We start from the raw sequence: 14,845 nt of genomic DNA on the forward strand, positions 1-14,845 counted from the left end.
GGCGCCATGGTCAACATCGCTGAACGGGTCTGGGACGTGGCGCGATCGACGCCGCGGCGACTGGCCCTGCGATCCCCCCGGGAGATCTCCTATGGGCAGCTGAGAGCAGCCAACCAACGCGTCGCCGCCACGGTCCTGGCCTCCGGGCGAGGGCCCCACGATCGTGTCCTGTTGATCGCTCCCTCCGTGCCGGAGTTCCCAGAGGTCTACTACGGGCTCCACGCGGCCGGGTGCACCGTCGTCACGATGAACACGATGTCGACGGCCCACGAGATCGGATACGTCCTCGACGACTCGGGGGCCGACCTGGTCATTGTGTGGCACGAACACGTCCGTGCCGCCGCGGAGGCCGCCGGCGGGCGCGACATCGAGGTCTGGGAGCTGGGGGAGGGCACGGAGATGGACGGCGCCCCCGCCGCACCTGGAGGGGCGACGGAGGCCTTCGAACACGATCCACAGGACACGGTCGTCATCCTGTACACGTCGGGAACGACCGGGCAGCCGAAGGGCGCCGAACTGACGGCGGCCAATCTCGTCGACACGGCCGACTCCTTCCGTCCGGTCCTCAACCTCACGAGCGAGGACCGTCTCGGCACCGCGCTGCCGCTCTTCCACGTCTTCGGCCAGGCGGCGTGCATGAACACCTTCCTCGCCGCGGGCGCCTCCCTCTCGCTGGTGCACCCCTTCGATCCCGACGCCCTGCTCCGGCTGATGCGCGATGAGCGGCTGACCGCCCTCGCCGGGGTACCGACGATGTGGAATGCCATGCTGCACGCGCGGACCGCACTGGCTCCCGGTGACGTCGCCTCGATGCGGATCGCGCTGTCCGGCGGGGCGTCGCTGCCGGCCGAGGTGATCGAGCGCTTCGCCGACCGCTTCGGGTGCGCGATCCTCGAGGGCTATGGGCTCACCGAGTCCACGGGTGCGGCGACCTTCAATGACGTCAACCGCGAGCAGCGGGTGGGCACCGTCGGCCCGGCGTTGCCCGGAACGAGCCTGCAGGTGCGCCGTCCGGACGGCGCATGTGCGGACGAGGACGAGGTCGGTGAGATCCTCATGTCGGGTCCGACGGTCATGAAGGGGTACTGGAACAGGCCCGAGGCCACCGCGGAGGCCCTCGACGGCGACTGGCTGCGGACCGGGGACCTCGGATCCCTCGACGCGGACGGCTATCTGCGCATCGTCGACCGCTCGAAGGACCTCATCATCCGCGGCGGATACAACGTGTACCCGCGCGAGGTCGAGGAGGTGCTCTACCGCCACCCGGACATCGTCGAGGTCGCGGTCGTGGGCGTGCCGGACGGCTATTACGGCGAGGAGGTCGCCGCCGTCATCGTCGCCTCCCCGGGGGTCGAGCTCGACGGTGAGGAGATCACCCGCTGGACGAAGGGCTACCTGTCGTCCTACAAGGTCCCGCGTGTGTTCTCCTTCGTCGACCAGCTGCCGAAGGGCGCTACCGGCAAGATCCTCAAGCGGTCCATCGACCGCGAGGCGCTCGTCGCGAGGCGCGAGTGACCGCGCGGACGTCCGCGGCCGGTCTCGGGCGAAGCGACGTGCAGGGCGCGGCACCATGGGAACATGGACGCCATGGGACGCCCCAGCGATGATGACGGAGGTGCTCGTTCGCCGCGCCGGGTGACACCGCGGCCCGCGAACCACCGCTCGCTGTCGGCGCGCGCCCGCCGCACCCGCGCCGATCTCATCGCCGCCGCCCGGATCGTCTTCGAACGGGACGGATACACCGACTCGCGGATCGTGGACATCACCGCGCTGGCCGACAGCTCCGCCGGCACCTTCTACACCTATTTCGAGGACAAGGAGCAGATCCTCAAGGAGGTCCTCAAAGAGGCTCAGGAGGAGATGCTGCACACGGCGGACTTCGGTCTCGGGCAGTTCGACCGGGAGCCGGCGGAGGCGCTGCGCGACGGTCTGCGGGCGTACCTGACCTTCTACCGCGACAACGTCCGCCTGATGCTGCTCATCGAACAGGTGGCCGGTATCGACGCGGAGTTCCGCACCTCGCGCCGCGAACGCGAGATCGCCAATCACCTGCGCAATGCCGAGTCCATCCGCCGGTGGAAGGAACGCGACGGGGAGGTCGATCCGAAGACCATGCTGCTGACGGTCAACGCCCTCTCGGCCATGACCAACAAGATGGCGTACAACAGCTTCGCCGTGGAGGGGCGCGAGGACTTCGACGAGGTGGTCGAGACCGTGCTGAGCCTCTGGGTCATGGCCTTCGGTCTGGGCGCCGGGCAGCTGGCGGTCGACGACCGGCGCTGACCTCGGCTCGCGCGACGACGAGGGGCGCCCCACCGATCGGTGGGGCGCCCCTCGTCGTGGGTCAGGCCGCTGTCACTTCCAGCGCTCGGACGCCGGCACGAAGTCGAGCGTGCGGCCGCCGGTGTAGATCTGCTTGGGACGCGCGATCTTCTGCTCCGGGTCGTCCACCAGCTCGATCCACTGGGCGAGCCAGCCGGCCGTGCGCGGGATCGCGAACAGCACGGTGAACATCTCCGGCGGGAACTGCAGCGCCTCGTAGATGAGGCCCGAGTAGAAGTCGACATTCGGGTAGAGCTTGCGCGAGACGAAGTAGTCGTCCTCCAGCGCGATCTTCTCCAGCTCCTGAGCGACCTCGAGCAGCGGGTTGACGCCGGTGACCTCGAAGACCTCGTCGCAGGCCTTCTTGATGATCTTGGCGCGCGGGTCGTAGTTCTTGTAGACCCGGTGGCCGAAGCCCATGAGGCGCTCGTCGCCGTTCTTGACGCCTTCGATGAAGGCCGGCACCTTCTCCTTGCTGCCGATGCGCTTGAGCATGCGTAGCACGGCCTCGTTGGCGCCACCGTGCAGCGGGCCGAAGAGCGCCGCGATGCCGGCGCTGACCGCCGAGTACGGGTCGACCTGGGTCGAGCCGACCGAGCGCACGGCATTCGCCGAGGCGTTCTGCTCGTGGTCGGCGTGCAGGATGAACAGCACCTCGAGCGCCTTGGTGAGCCGCGGGTCGGGTTCGTACTTGGGCTCGCTCATCCGGAACAGCATCGACAGGAAGTTCTCGGCATACGAGAGATCGTTGTCGGGATAGACATAGGGCTTGCCCTGCGCGTGCCGGAAGGACCAGGCGCCGAGGGTCGGCATCTTGGCGATGAGCCGCACGATCTGCTCGTGGCGGATCTGCTCATCGGTGATGTTGCGGGCCTCGGGGTAGAAGGTCGACAGCGCGCCGACACTCGACAGCAGCATGCCCATCGGGTGGGCGTCGTAGCGGAAGCCGCGCATCACCGTCTTGATGTCCTCGTGCACGAACGTGTGGAAGGTGATCTCGTGCTCCCACCGCTCGTACTGCTCGCGGGTGGGGAGCTCGCCGTAGATGAGGAGGTAGGCGACCTCGAGGAAGTTCGAGGACTCGGCCAGCTGCTCGATCGGGTAACCCCGGTACTCGAGGATGCCCTTGTCGCCATCGATGAAGGTCACGGCGCTGCGCGTGGAGGCCGTGTTGGTGAATCCGGGATCGTAGACGGCCAGGCCGGCCTCGTCCTCGGTCTTGCCGATCTTGCCTACGTCGCTCGCGCGGATGGCGCCGTCGGTGATGTCGAGTTCGTACTCGTCGCCAGTGCGGTTGTCGCGTACGGTCAGCGTCTGCTTCTGGGTCACGTTGGGTCTCCTGTGACGTAAGACGGTTCTGCGGTCTCGTGGTGGGACAGCACCTCTAACGTAGTGGTCGTGCTCACATGGCGCGATTCTGGGTCCGCGACAGGGACCCCGTTTTGACCCAGTTGGGGTCCGACAGTTAGGCTTGGACGTCGTGGTGCCTGCGGCATCAGCCGTGCCGCGCCCACACCGAATCCAGCAACACCGACAAGCGAGAAGGTCACGCCGTGCGCACGTACAGCCCGAAGCCCGCTGACATCGACCGTCAGTGGCATGTCATCGATGCCGAGGACGTCGTTCTCGGCCGTCTCGCCGTCCAGGCGGCGACGCTGCTGCGCGGCAAGCACAAGCCGACCTACGCTCCGCACGTCGATGGTGGCGACTTCGTCATCATCGTCAATGCGGACAAGGTGGCGCTGTCGGGCAAGAAGCGTTCGGACAAGAACGTGTACCGCCACAGCGGCTACCCCGGTGGCCTGAAGCAGACCGCCTACGGAGACCTCCTCGAGAAGGATGCCCGCAAGGCGATCGAGAAGTCGGTCCGCGGCATGCTGCCCAAGAACCGTCTGGGCCGTCAGCTCATCACCAAGCTGAAGGTCTACGCCGGCCCGGAGCACCCGCACGCCGCCCAGAAGCCCCAGTCCTTCGAGATCGCGCAGATCTCCCAGTAAGCGAGAAGAGCAGGTTCACCGTGGCTGAGACCACCACCGAAGACGCCCAGTACACCGCCAACGCCGAGGGTGTCGCCTACACCTCGGAGACCTCCCCGAGCGTCGGCTCGACGGACAAGCCGTCCATCATCGCTCCCGCCAGCGCCACCGGCCGCCGCAAGGAGGCCGTCGCTCGTGTGCGGATCTTCCCGGGCACCGGCACCTGGACGGTCAACGGCAAGCCGCTCGAGGAGTACCTGCCCAACAAGCTGCACCAGCAGATCGCCAAGGAGGCCCTCGCGGCCACCGGTCTGCAGGAGTCCTTCGACGTCATCGCGCGTGTCGACGGCGGCGGCATGACCGGTCAGGCCGGCGCGCTGCGCCTCGGTGTTGCCCGTGCGCTGAACGCGGTCGACCTCGAGGCCAACCGTCCCACGCTCAAGAAGGCCGGACTCCTCACGCGCGATGCGCGCATCAAGGAGCGCAAGAAGGCCGGTCTCAAGAAGGCCCGCAAGGCGCCGCAGTACAGCAAGCGCTGATCCACTGGTGGGCCGTATCTTCGGTACGGACGGAGTTCGGGGTCTGGCCAATCGGGACCTGACTGCCGAGCTCGCCGTGGATCTGTCGGTCGCCGCCGCCCATGTGTTGGGTGAGGCGGGGGCCTTCGCCGATCAGCGTCCCACCGCCGTCGTCGCCCGCGACCCGCGTGCCTCCGGAGAGTTCCTGGAGGCCGCGGTGGTCGCGGGTTTGGCGTCTGCGGGGGTCGACGTGCATCGGCTGGGCATCGTCCCGACTCCCGGCACGGCGTACCTGACCTCCCTGCTCGAGGCCGACATGGGCGTGATGATCTCGGCCTCGCACAATCCGATGCCCGATAACGGCATCAAGTTCCTCGCCCGAGGCGGCCACAAGTTGGCCGATGACATCGAGGCGGCGATCGAGCGGCGTCTCCAGGAGCCGTGGGAGCGTCCGACCGGGGCGTCCGTCGGACGTGTCGGCGACAGCCGGGCAGGTCTCGGCGCCTATGTCAAGCATCTCGCCGCCTCGGTCCCGGAGCGGCTCGCCGGCGTGAGGATCGTCCTGGACTGCGCCAACGGCGCGGCCTATGAGGTCGGCCCCGAGACCTTCGCGGCCCTGGGCGCCGAGGTCGTGACCATTCATGCCGAGCCCGATGGGCTCAATATCAACGAGAACTGCGGTTCCACGCATCCGGAGGATCTGCGGCGCGCGGTGGTGGAGCACGGCGCCGACGCCGGTTTCGCCTTCGACGGAGACGCCGATCGCTGTCTGGCCGTCGATGCCGAAGGGCAGCTGGTCGACGGTGATCAGATCCTCGCGGTGCTGGCCCTGCGACTGCAGCGTGAGGACCGGCTCGTCGACGACACCGTCGTGGCGACCGTCATGAGCAACCTGGGTCTCTCGCTCGCCCTCGAAGAGGCCGGTCTCACGCTCGTGCGCACCGCCGTCGGTGACCGTTATGTGCTGGAGGCGATGCGCGCGGGCGGTTTCACGCTCGGGGGCGAGCAGTCCGGCCATGTCATCATGAGCGACCACGCCACGACGGGCGATGGCGTTCTCACCGCGGTCTATCTCGCCGCCGAGATGGTGGCGACAGGGCGCGATCTCGGCGACCTCGCCACGGTCGTGACGCGTCTGCCGCAGGTGCTGCTGAATGTCTCGGGTGTCGACAAGGATCGTGCCGGCACCGATCCGGTGCTCCAGGGCGAGGTCGCCGCCGCCGATGCCAAGCTCGGTGAGACCGGTCGCGTGCTCCTGCGTCCCTCGGGGACGGAGCCGGTGGTGCGCGTCATGGTCGAGGCTCCTACCGAGGACGAGGCGACCGAGGTGGCCGACCGCCTCGCCAGCATCGTCCGCGCCCAGCTCCGTCTGTAACCTCCGGGTCCACGATGTGGCCACTTGTGGCCCGTTTCGAAGGGCTGAGATGGGCCACGAGCGGCCACATCTGGAGACCCGGCCGGCATCAGTCCGAGGCGCGAGACGATCTCGCATGCTGGACCGCACGGCCGATCCGTCCGAGATTTGGCCGGTTATGGCCCGGTGGGCCGCTCGCCAACGGGCCACAAGTGGTCAAAAGGTGGGCGGGGTTAGACGGAGGGCACGGGCGGGGGTCTAGAGCTTGCGGAGGCGGACCCACTTGACGGTGTGGTCCGAGCCCTTGCGCAGCACGAGATCCGCGCGGCCGCGGGTACTGGCCACGTTCTCGCGCAGGTTGGGCCAGTTGATGGTGTCCCACAGTTCCTCAGCGCGGGCCACGGCCTGCTCATCGGTGAACGAGCTGTAGCGGTGGAAGTACGATGCCGGGTCCGCGAAGGCGGTCTCCCGCAGTCGCAGGAAACGCTCGATGTACCACCGGCGGATGTCACGGCTGGAGGCATCGACATAGATCCCGAAGTCGAAGAAGTCGCTGATCGCGAGTCCCGGGCTGCCGTCCCCACGCGCCCGGGCCGGCGCCAGCACGTTGAGCCCCTCGACGATGACGATATCGGGACGATCGATCCGCACCCGCTCGTCGGTGCGGTCGTAGGTCAGGTGGGAGTACACCGGGGCCTCGACGTGCTCGGCACCGCTCTTGACCCCCATGATGAAGCGCAGCAGGGCCTTGCGGTCGTAGGACTCGGGGAACCCTTTGCGGTCCAGGATCCCGCGCCGCTCCAGCTCGGCATTCGGCAACAGGAAGCCATCGGTGGTCACCAGATCGACCCGGGGGTGCTCCTCGCGCTGGGCGAGCAGTTCGCGCAGCAGGCGAGCCGTCGTCGACTTGCCCACCGCGACCGAGCCGGCAAGACCGATGACGAAGGGCACCTTGGTCGCCTGCGGGTTGCCGAGGAAGCGCTCGGTGGCGCGGTACAGCGCGCCGGCCATACGGACCCGCAGGCTGATGAGCTGCGTGAGGGGAAGGTAGACCTGCTCGACCTCATCGAGATCGAGCTCCTCGCCGAGACCACGCACGCTGGCGATCTGCGCCTCGGTGAGGGGGACCGGGGAGTCGTCGGCGAGTTCGGCCCAAGCGGACCGTTCCAGTTCGACGAACGGTGTCAGCTCACGTGACATGGGGACCATTGTTGCGATGCCGTGATTTCGCCCGTCACTCGGTACCCTGGAAGCTATGTGCGGAATCGTTGGATACGTGGGCTCGCGCCCGGCGGTCGATGTCATCATGGGTGGCCTTCGGCGCCTGGAATACCGGGGCTATGACTCCGGCGGTGTCGCCCTGGTGACGGCCGACGGCATCGCCAGCGCCAAGAAGGCGGGCAAGCTCGTGAATCTCGACGACGTGCTGCAGGAGAGCCCGCTCCCGGCCTCCACCACGGGCATCGGCCACACCCGTTGGGCCACCCACGGCGCGCCGAATGACGTCAACGCCCACCCCCACCTCGACGCCTCCGAACGCATCGCGGTGGTCCACAATGGCATCATCGAGAACTTCGCCACGCTCCGCGACGAGCTGGAGGACGCCGGCTACGACTTCGTCTCCGAGACCGACAGCGAGACCGTCGCCCACCTGTTGCATCACGAGCTGCAGACCACGCCGGACGTCACCGAGGCCTTCCGTGCGGTCTGCCGCCGCCTCGAGGGTGCCTTCACGCTCGTCGTCGCCGACGCCCAGACCCCCGGCCGTGTGCTCGGCGCCCGCCGCAACTCGCCGCTGGTCGTCGGACGCGGCGAGGGCGAGAACTTCCTCGGCTCCGATGTCGCCGCGTTCATCGAGTACACCCACACCGCGATCGAGCTCGGCCAGGATCAGGTCGTCGAGATCACCGCCGATGCCGTCGTGGTCACCGACTTCGACGGCCAGCCGGTCTCCACCAAGGAGTACACGGTCGACTGGGACGTGTCCGCGGCGGAGAAGGGCGGCTACGACTGGTTCATGCTCAAGGAGATCCACGAGCAGCCCCAGGCCATCGCCGACACGCTCCTCGGCCGGATCGGCACGGACGGGCGTCTGCAGCTCGACGAGATGCGCCTGTCCGATGGCGAGCTTCGCGAGGTCGACAAGATCATCGTCATCGCCTGCGGCACGTCCTACTACGCCGGCATGGTCGCCAAGTACGCCATCGAGCACTGGACCCGCATCCCGTGTGAGGTGGAGCTCGCCTCGGAGTTCCGCTACCGCGATCCGATCCTCGACCACACGACCCTCGTCGTCTCGATCAGCCAGTCCGGCGAGACGATGGACACCCTGATGGCGATCCGCTACGCCCGCGAACAGCGCGCCCGGGTGCTGTCGATCTGCAATACCAATGGCTCGACGATTCCTCGTGAGTCCGATGCCGTCATCTACACCCACGCCGGCCCGGAGATCGCGGTCGCCTCGACCAAGGGCTTCCTGTCGCAGGTCGTGGCGTGTTACCTGCTGGCGCTCTACTTCGCTCAGGTCAAGGGCGCCAAGTACGGCGACGAGATCCAGCTGATCCTCGATGAGCTGGGACGCACCCCGCAGGCCGTGCAGCAGGTGCTCGACAATGCCGACCAGATCCGCAAGCTCGCCGACCGGCTGTCGTCGAATCGGTCGATCATGTTCCTCGGCCGCCACGTGGGCTACCCGGTCGCGCTCGAGGGGGCGCTCAAGCTCAAGGAGCTCGCGTACGTGCATGCCGAGGGCTTCGCCGCCGGTGAGCTGAAGCACGGCCCGATCGCGGTCATCGAGGACGGAGTCCCGGTATTCGTGGTCGTACCACCGCGGGCCCGTGATCAGCTGCAGGAGAAGATCGTCTCCAATATCCAGGAGGTCCGCGCGCGGGGTGCCCGCACGATCGCACTCGTAGAAGAAGGGGATGACACCGTCGTGCCCTATTCCGACGAGGTGATCCGCCTGCCCCGCGTGCCTACGCTGCTGCAGCCGCTCGTCGCCACCGTCCCGCTCCAGTTGTTCGCGTGCGAACTGGCGACGCAGCTCGGTCACGATGTCGATCAGCCGCGCAACCTGGCCAAGTCCGTCACCGTCGAGTGAATGGCTGTGTCACCCAAGTCCTGGCCTGGGGGCACCTCCCTTTCCCCCACTCGCTGGCGCTCGCGGGAGGTACCCCCCTTCGCGCAGCGGAGTGCTTGGGGGAATGCGCGCCGCCCCGCGGGCGCCTCTCTGCGTTGCAGGCGCTTGAAAGGTGTCCGACCTGCCTGCGCGACTGCGTGGGGGCACCTCCCTGGACGGAGCTCTGCGGAGTCCTTGGGGGATTGCGAGCCATCCCGCGGATACGACGCTCGCAATGACCAGGATTGGGAGACACAGCCATCATGCTGAGCGCGTACCGGGTCGAGCAGATCCGCGCCGCCGAGGAGTCCGCCGCCCGTGTCCACGGGTGGGACGGTCTCATGCAGGCGGCTGCCGCTGCGCTCGCCGATGTCGTCGCATTGCGGGTGCCGTCGGATGCGACGACGCTCGTGCTCGTCGGGCCGGGCAACAACGGTGGCGACGCGCTCTTCGCCGCGGCCCGGCTGAGCGATCGCGGACATCGGGTCGACATCGCACTGCTCGACCACGCCAAGGCCCATGAGGCCGGCCTCGCGGCGGCCCGCCATGCCGGGGCCCGATTCGTGGAGGCTCCCTCGGACCAGCGTTACGTCGTCGACGGGCTGTTCGGGATCGGCGCCAGGCCGGGACTCGAAGGCCGGGCGGCGCAGTGGGCCGACTGGGTGCGTGACGAGCGCCCCTATGTCATCGCCGTCGACACCCCCTCGGGGATCGGCGTCGACGACGGTACGGTGCCCGGTACCGCCGTCGACGCCGATGTCACCGTCACCTTCGGTGGTGCCAAGCCCGGTCTGCTGATCGGTCGCGGCGCCTTGGCCTCCGGAGAGCTCGTCGTGTGCGGTGTCGGCATCGCCGAGCATCTCTCCGATCCGGCATGTGAGGCGCTCGAGCTCGGCGACGGTGCCCGTTTCGCTCATCTGGTCCCCGGGCCGGAGTCGCACAAGTACAGCCGCGGAGTGGTGGGCATCGAGGCCGGCTCTCCGGAGTACGCCGGAGCGGCGCATCTGTGCGTCGCCGGTGCTCAAGCGGGGACCGCCGGGATGGTGCGCTTCGTGGGCCAGCGCGAACTCTGCGACCGGGTGGTCGATCGTGCCCCCGAGGTCGTCGCGGGACGAGGCCACGTGCAGGCGTGGGTGGTCGGCCCCGGCGGGATCGACGACCCGGAGCCGGTACGCGCGGCACTCGATGACGACGTGCCCGTGCTCCTCGACGCTACGGCGCTGACGCACCTTCCTCCCCGCCTGCGACCCGATGTGCTGCTCACACCGCATGCCGGTGAGCTGGCACGGATGCTCGAGGTCGAGCGGGTCGAGGTCGAGGCCGATCCATGGCCCCACGCGCGAACTGCCGCTCGACGGTGGGATGCCACGGTGCTGCTGAAGGGTCCACGCACGCTGGTGGTCGCTCCGGACGGACGGACCATGGTCAATACCTCCGGGACCTCGTGGCTCGCCACGGCGGGAGCGGGGGATGTGCTCGCCGGCTTCGCCGGGTCGCTGCTGTCGTCGGGACTCGATACTCTCTCGGCGGGCGCGTTGGCCGCCCTCCTCCACGGCGCGGCAGCCGAGCGCGCGGCGCTCGCGGGTCCCTTCCCCGCGCACCATATCGCCGAGCTGCTGCCGAGCGTGCTCGGCGACTTCCTCGTGCCGACGGTGGCACGATGAGCGGGGCGAACGGCGCTCCGGCGGCGGAGTTGGTGGTCGATCTCGACGCCTACCGCGAGAACCTGAGGGTGCTGCGCGAGCTGGCGCCCGCATCGCAGCAGATGGCGGTCGTCAAGGCGAACGGTTACGGCCACGGGATGGTGCCGATCGCCCGCGCGGCACGCGATGCCGGCGCCGACTGGCTCGGTGTCGCGAGACCCGAGGAGGCCCTCGCCCTGCGCTCCGCGGGTGACGACGGCCCGGTGCTGTGCTGGCTGGAGACACCCGGTGCCCCCTTCGCCGAGCTCGTGGAGGCCGGGATCGAGGTCACCGCATCGTCGGCCGAGCAGCTCGAGGAGATCCTCGCCGCCGCGCCGTCGCGACCCCGCGTACAGCTCAAGGTGGACACCGGCCTGTCCCGCAACGGCGCGAGGTTCGGCGCAGACTGGTCGGCCCTCGTCCGCGCGGCCTCGCGAGCCCAGGAGAGCGGCCGCGTGCAGATCACCGGAGTGTGGTCGCATTTCGCCTGCGCCGACGAACCGGACAATCCCGCGTCGGCCGAACAGGAGGCAGTCTTCATCGGCGCCGTCGACGAACTGCGTGGAGCGGGAGTCGAGCCAGGACTACGGCACCTGTCGAACTCCGCCGGCATCCTCACCCGTCCGTCCGCCCACTTCGATCTCGTGCGGGTGGGCATCGCCTCCTATGGCATCGACCCGGACCCGGCCGTGCGGTTCCCGGGCGTCCGGCCGGTGCTCACCGCGCGGGCCCGGCTCGCACAGGTCAAGGAGGTCGAGGCAGGTGCCCGGGTCTCCTACGGCTACCGCTGGACCGCCGACCATCCGACCCGCCTCGGTCTCGTGCCGGTCGGCTACGGCGACGGCCTCCATCGCACGGCCTCGAACCGCGCCGAGATGGGGTATGCGGGCCGGCGGGTGCCGGTGCGTGGAACGATCTGTATGGACCAGTGCGTGATCGATCTCGGCGAACTGCCCGCTCGCCGGGGCGATCTCGTGACACTGTTCGGACCCGGCGACGACGGCGAGCCCACCGCGGAGGAGTGGGCGCAGGCCGCCGGCACGATCGGCTACGAGATCGTGACCCGGCTGGCGGGCCGCTGGACCCGGACCTATCGAGGAGAGCGATGAGAAAGCACGTGACACGCGCCGCGGCGACGGCGGGAGCCTTCGCCGCCGCCGGCGTCGCGGCGACCGTCTTCAAGAACCTGTCGGCCCAGCGCCGGCTGGAGCGGCGAGGCGACGAGACCCCCTTCGGCTCGGTGCACGGGGAGTCGCACTACCTCGCCGCACACGACGATGTCCCGCTGCACGCCGAGGTCGACGCCGGCCCCGAGCCGACCATCGTGTTCCTGCACGGCTGGATGTGCGATCTCGACACCTGGCACTATCAGCGGCTCGCCCTACGCGGCCGTGCCCGCATGGTGTTCTGCGACCTGAGGTCGCACGGCAGGTCCGGGGTGACCTCGGCATCGAACTCCTCCCTCGACGACCTCGCCGACGACCTGCTGACCGTGCTTGAGAGCCTCGCGGCGGACTCCCGGGTGGTGCTCGTGGGGCACTCGATGGGCGGCATGGCGATCATGCGCTTCGCCGGGCGGCACCGCGACGCCTTCGAGGAACGTGTCGCCGGGGTCGTCCTCATCGGCACCAGTGGCGGCAAGCTCATGCGCAAGAGCCCCGCCCTGCGCTATATCGCGGCGCTGATGCGTGCCACCACACCGGTCCTGGACTGGGGCCGCGAGTTCAACAGCTTCTCGGTCATCAAGCGGTGGGCGCTCGGACCGCACGCCTCCGAGATCGCGGCCGATATCTCCAATGAGATGATCCTGCGCGCCCCGTCGCGCGTCATCGTGAACTTCTACGCCAACTTCCTGGACCTGGACCTCGGTGAGGGATTCGAGGCATTGGCCCGGGTCCCCACGGTGGTGGTCGGCGGCACCAAGGACGTGCTCACCCCGTTCTCTCACAGCCGGTGGCTCGCCCGGCATATCGAGGGTGCGGAGCTGGTGACGATCGAGGACGCGGGCCACATGATGATGTTCGAGGATCCGGCCACGGTCACGGAGGCGATCGAGACCGTACTCAAGGAGGCCTCATGACCGAGCGGAGCGAGGGAACGATGGACGTGTCGGGCCGGTTTCTGCTGATCGTGTGCTCTTCTCGGCAGGAGTCGGCATGACCGAGCGGGCGGCTCTGGACCTGGTCGAGGCCGGACCCGAGCATGCCGAGGTCATCGTCGACGTGATCCATCGGTCCTTCGCCGCTAGGCCCGCTCTCGATCCCCCGACGACGGCCTTCGACGAGACGGTCGAGACGGTCGCGGCGACACTGCGCGACTACGGGGGGTTGCTCGCCCTGCGACGTGATCGCCCGATGGGGGCGATCCTGTTCGACGAGTCCCGCGAGGGGCTGCTGGGTCTGCGGCGCGTCAGCGTCCATCCGCAGGGTCGCGATCGCGGGGTGGCCTCCGCGATGGTGGGCGTGGCGGAGGACATCGCCGAGGAACGCGGCAAGGACGGCATCTGGCTCGATGTGCGCGAGGAGCTGCCGGATACGGTGCGGTTCTGGACCCGCAAGCTCTACGTGCCGATCGGGCAGACCGGGCCGATGATCCACCTAGGCAAGACCCTGTGGCTCTCGCGCGAGGTCCCCGATGCGACCTCGATGCACGAGTTGGCGGCCGATGTCGCCCGTCTGCTGAGCCCGGGGGATCTGCTGGTGCTCAGTGGTGACCTCGGGGCTGGCAAGACGACGTTCACCCAGGGGCTCGGCGAGGCGCTGGGGGTGCGTGGACCGATCACCTCGCCCACCTTCGTCATCGCGCGTACGCATCCCTCGCTGGCCGATGGTCCGCCCCTCGTGCACGTGGACGCCTACCGGCTGGGCGATGCCGCCGAGATCGACGACCTCGACCTCGATGCCTCGACCGAGGAGTCGATCACGGTCGTGGAGTGGGGCGAGGGCCGTGCGGAGCAGCTGGCCGACAGCTGGCTGTCGGTGCGGATCGAGGCGCGGGCGGTCGATGACACGGATCCGGTCGGCACGGACTCCGGGGTGAAGTCGCCGGACATGCGGGTGGTCACGATCCGTCCCCGCGGGCCGCGTTGGATCGACGTTCCCCTGCGGTCCACCCTCCTGCGCTGACCGTGGGCGGTGAGTCATCCCGCACCCCCGCCCTGAGCGGTGAGCCATCCCGCACTATCCGCCGGCTGGCGCGGGACAGCTCACCGCCCGGCGAGGGGATCTCCGCTCCCGGGGCCACGTAGGCTAGCGTCGTGCTCCTCCTCGCCATCGACACGGCCACGCCCGCGATCACCGCGGCCGTCCACGACGGTTCGCGCGTGATCGGCGAGGCGACGGCTCATGGCGCGATGGCGCACGGCGAGCTGCTGGCATCGCAGATCCGCGAGGCCCTCGCTCGAGCGGGTGCCGCGGCCGCGGACCTGACCGATGTGGCGGTCGGCGTCGGCCCTGGCCCGTACACCGGTCTGCGCGTGGGCGTCGTGACGGCATTGACCCTGGCTCAGACCCTCGATCTGACCCCCCACGGAGTCTGCACACTCGACATCCTCGCGGCCGACACCGACCAGGCCGAGCTGATCGTGGCAACCGATGCGCGCCGCAAGGAGGTCTACTGGGCTCGCTATGTCGGCGGTGTGCGGGTCGAGGGTCCCGCGGTCGACAAGCCCGCTACCGTCGCCGAGCTCGGACTTCCGGTCGTCGGGCGCGGTGCGGAGATCTATGCCGATGTCCTCATCCAGAGTCCCGGACCGCTCGACCCCTCGGCAGCGGCGCTGGCCCGCCTCGTGGTCGCCGGGCGCGCCGCGGAGCTTCCCCTGGAACCCCTGTACCTGCGCCGTCCGGACGCGACGGTGCCGGCCGCGCGGGCGTGAG

At 69.0% G+C, this 14,845-nt stretch carries 13 protein-coding genes; 11 read left to right on the forward strand and 2 right to left on the reverse strand.

Annotated features, from left to right (window positions below):
- Positions 1-6 precede the first annotated feature (6 nt).
- Positions 7-1,515, forward strand: coding sequence for an AMP-binding protein (locus tag FNM00_RS02550; RefSeq protein ID WP_143911427.1), 1,509 nt, complete (start codon positions 7-9; stop codon positions 1,513-1,515).
- 63 nt (positions 1,516-1,578) lie between these two features.
- Positions 1,579-2,283, forward strand: coding sequence for a TetR/AcrR family transcriptional regulator (locus tag FNM00_RS02555; protein ID WP_221933544.1), 705 nt, complete (start codon positions 1,579-1,581; stop codon positions 2,281-2,283).
- Between the two features lie 72 nt (positions 2,284-2,355).
- On the opposite strand, the gene FNM00_RS02560 is transcribed toward FNM00_RS02555, so the two are convergent.
- Positions 2,356-3,651 (reverse strand): citrate synthase, encoded by a 1,296-nt coding sequence (locus tag FNM00_RS02560; RefSeq protein WP_143911428.1) that lies wholly within the window; start codon positions 3,649-3,651, stop codon positions 2,356-2,358.
- A 224-nt stretch (positions 3,652-3,875) separates the two neighbouring features.
- Between FNM00_RS02560 and rplM the strand changes: the two genes are divergently transcribed.
- The 3 genes from rplM to glmM are packed head-to-tail and all read left to right on the forward strand — an operon-like array spanning position 3,876 to position 6,191.
- The gene (gene rplM / locus FNM00_RS02565; RefSeq protein WP_143911429.1) at positions 3,876-4,319 is read left to right on the forward strand and encodes a 50S ribosomal protein L13; all 444 of its coding nucleotides are present in this window, start codon (positions 3,876-3,878) and stop codon (positions 4,317-4,319) included.
- A 20-nt stretch (positions 4,320-4,339) separates the two neighbouring features.
- Entirely contained in the window at positions 4,340-4,837 is a 498-nt protein-coding gene (gene rpsI, locus FNM00_RS02570) for a 30S ribosomal protein S9 (protein ID WP_143911430.1), read from the forward strand.
- A 7-nt stretch (positions 4,838-4,844) separates the two neighbouring features.
- Positions 4,845-6,191 (forward strand): phosphoglucosamine mutase, encoded by a 1,347-nt coding sequence (gene glmM / locus FNM00_RS02575; protein ID WP_143911431.1) that lies wholly within the window; start codon positions 4,845-4,847, stop codon positions 6,189-6,191.
- Positions 6,192-6,428: 237 nt separating this feature from the next.
- On the opposite strand, the gene coaA is transcribed toward glmM, so the two are convergent.
- On the reverse strand, positions 6,429-7,379 hold the full coding sequence (gene coaA / locus FNM00_RS02580) for a type I pantothenate kinase (RefSeq protein WP_143911432.1): 951 nt from the start codon (positions 7,377-7,379) through the stop codon (positions 6,429-6,431).
- 46 nt (positions 7,380-7,425) lie between these two features.
- Here coaA and glmS point away from each other — a divergent pair, with 46 nt between their 5' ends.
- The 6 genes from glmS to tsaB all read left to right on the forward strand — a co-directional run bounded on the left by glmS (position 7,426) and on the right by tsaB (position 14,844).
- Positions 7,426-9,270, forward strand: a complete 1,845-nt coding sequence (gene glmS, locus FNM00_RS02585) for a glutamine--fructose-6-phosphate transaminase (isomerizing) (RefSeq protein WP_143911433.1) — start codon at positions 7,426-7,428, stop codon at positions 9,268-9,270.
- Between the two features lie 281 nt (positions 9,271-9,551).
- Positions 9,552-10,952 (forward strand): NAD(P)H-hydrate epimerase, encoded by a 1,401-nt coding sequence (locus FNM00_RS02590; protein WP_143911434.1) that lies wholly within the window; start codon positions 9,552-9,554, stop codon positions 10,950-10,952.
- Positions 10,949-12,079 carry an alanine racemase gene (gene alr / locus FNM00_RS02595; RefSeq protein WP_143911435.1) on the forward strand — a complete coding sequence of 377 codons (1,131 nt, stop codon included), beginning with the start codon at positions 10,949-10,951 and terminating at the stop codon, positions 12,077-12,079. The genes FNM00_RS02590 and alr overlap by 4 nt, the downstream gene beginning before the upstream one ends.
- Positions 12,076-13,050: an alpha/beta fold hydrolase gene (locus FNM00_RS02600; protein WP_143911436.1), complete on the forward strand. Its 975-nt coding sequence runs from the start codon at positions 12,076-12,078 to the stop codon at positions 13,048-13,050. The genes alr and FNM00_RS02600 overlap by 4 nt, the downstream gene beginning before the upstream one ends.
- Positions 13,051-13,126: 76 nt before the next feature.
- A complete protein-coding gene (gene tsaE / locus FNM00_RS02605; RefSeq protein ID WP_143911437.1) occupies positions 13,127-14,095 on the forward strand; it encodes a tRNA (adenosine(37)-N6)-threonylcarbamoyltransferase complex ATPase subunit type 1 TsaE in 969 nt (322 codons plus the stop codon).
- 131 nt (positions 14,096-14,226) lie between these two features.
- Positions 14,227-14,844, forward strand: coding sequence for a tRNA (adenosine(37)-N6)-threonylcarbamoyltransferase complex dimerization subunit type 1 TsaB (tsaB, locus tag FNM00_RS02610; RefSeq protein WP_143911438.1), 618 nt, complete (start codon positions 14,227-14,229; stop codon positions 14,842-14,844).
- Position 14,845 lies beyond the last annotated feature (1 nt).

Source organism: Aeromicrobium piscarium (assembly GCF_007421815.1).
Taxonomy (GTDB): Bacteria; Actinomycetota; Actinomycetes; order Propionibacteriales; family Nocardioidaceae; genus Aeromicrobium; species Aeromicrobium piscarium.

Excerpts from the sequence above, each read along its gene's own strand:
- FNM00_RS02550 (WP_143911427.1), top strand. The coding sequence starts at position 7 with ATGGTCAACATCGCTGAACGGGTCTGGGACGTGGCGCGATCGACGCCG.
- FNM00_RS02555 (WP_221933544.1), top strand. The coding sequence starts at position 1,579 with ATGGACGCCATGGGACGCCCCAGCGATGATGACGGAGGTGCTCGTTCG.
- coaA (WP_143911432.1), bottom strand. The coding sequence starts at position 7,379 with ATGGTCCCCATGTCACGTGAGCTGACACCGTTCGTCGAACTGGAACGG.
- glmS (WP_143911433.1), top strand. The coding sequence starts at position 7,426 with ATGTGCGGAATCGTTGGATACGTGGGCTCGCGCCCGGCGGTCGATGTC.
- FNM00_RS02590 (WP_143911434.1), top strand. The coding sequence starts at position 9,552 with ATGCTGAGCGCGTACCGGGTCGAGCAGATCCGCGCCGCCGAGGAGTCC.
- alr (WP_143911435.1), top strand. The coding sequence starts at position 10,949 with ATGAGCGGGGCGAACGGCGCTCCGGCGGCGGAGTTGGTGGTCGATCTC.
- FNM00_RS02600 (WP_143911436.1), top strand. The coding sequence starts at position 12,076 with ATGAGAAAGCACGTGACACGCGCCGCGGCGACGGCGGGAGCCTTCGCC.
- tsaE (WP_143911437.1), top strand. The coding sequence starts at position 13,127 with ATGACCGAGCGGGCGGCTCTGGACCTGGTCGAGGCCGGACCCGAGCAT.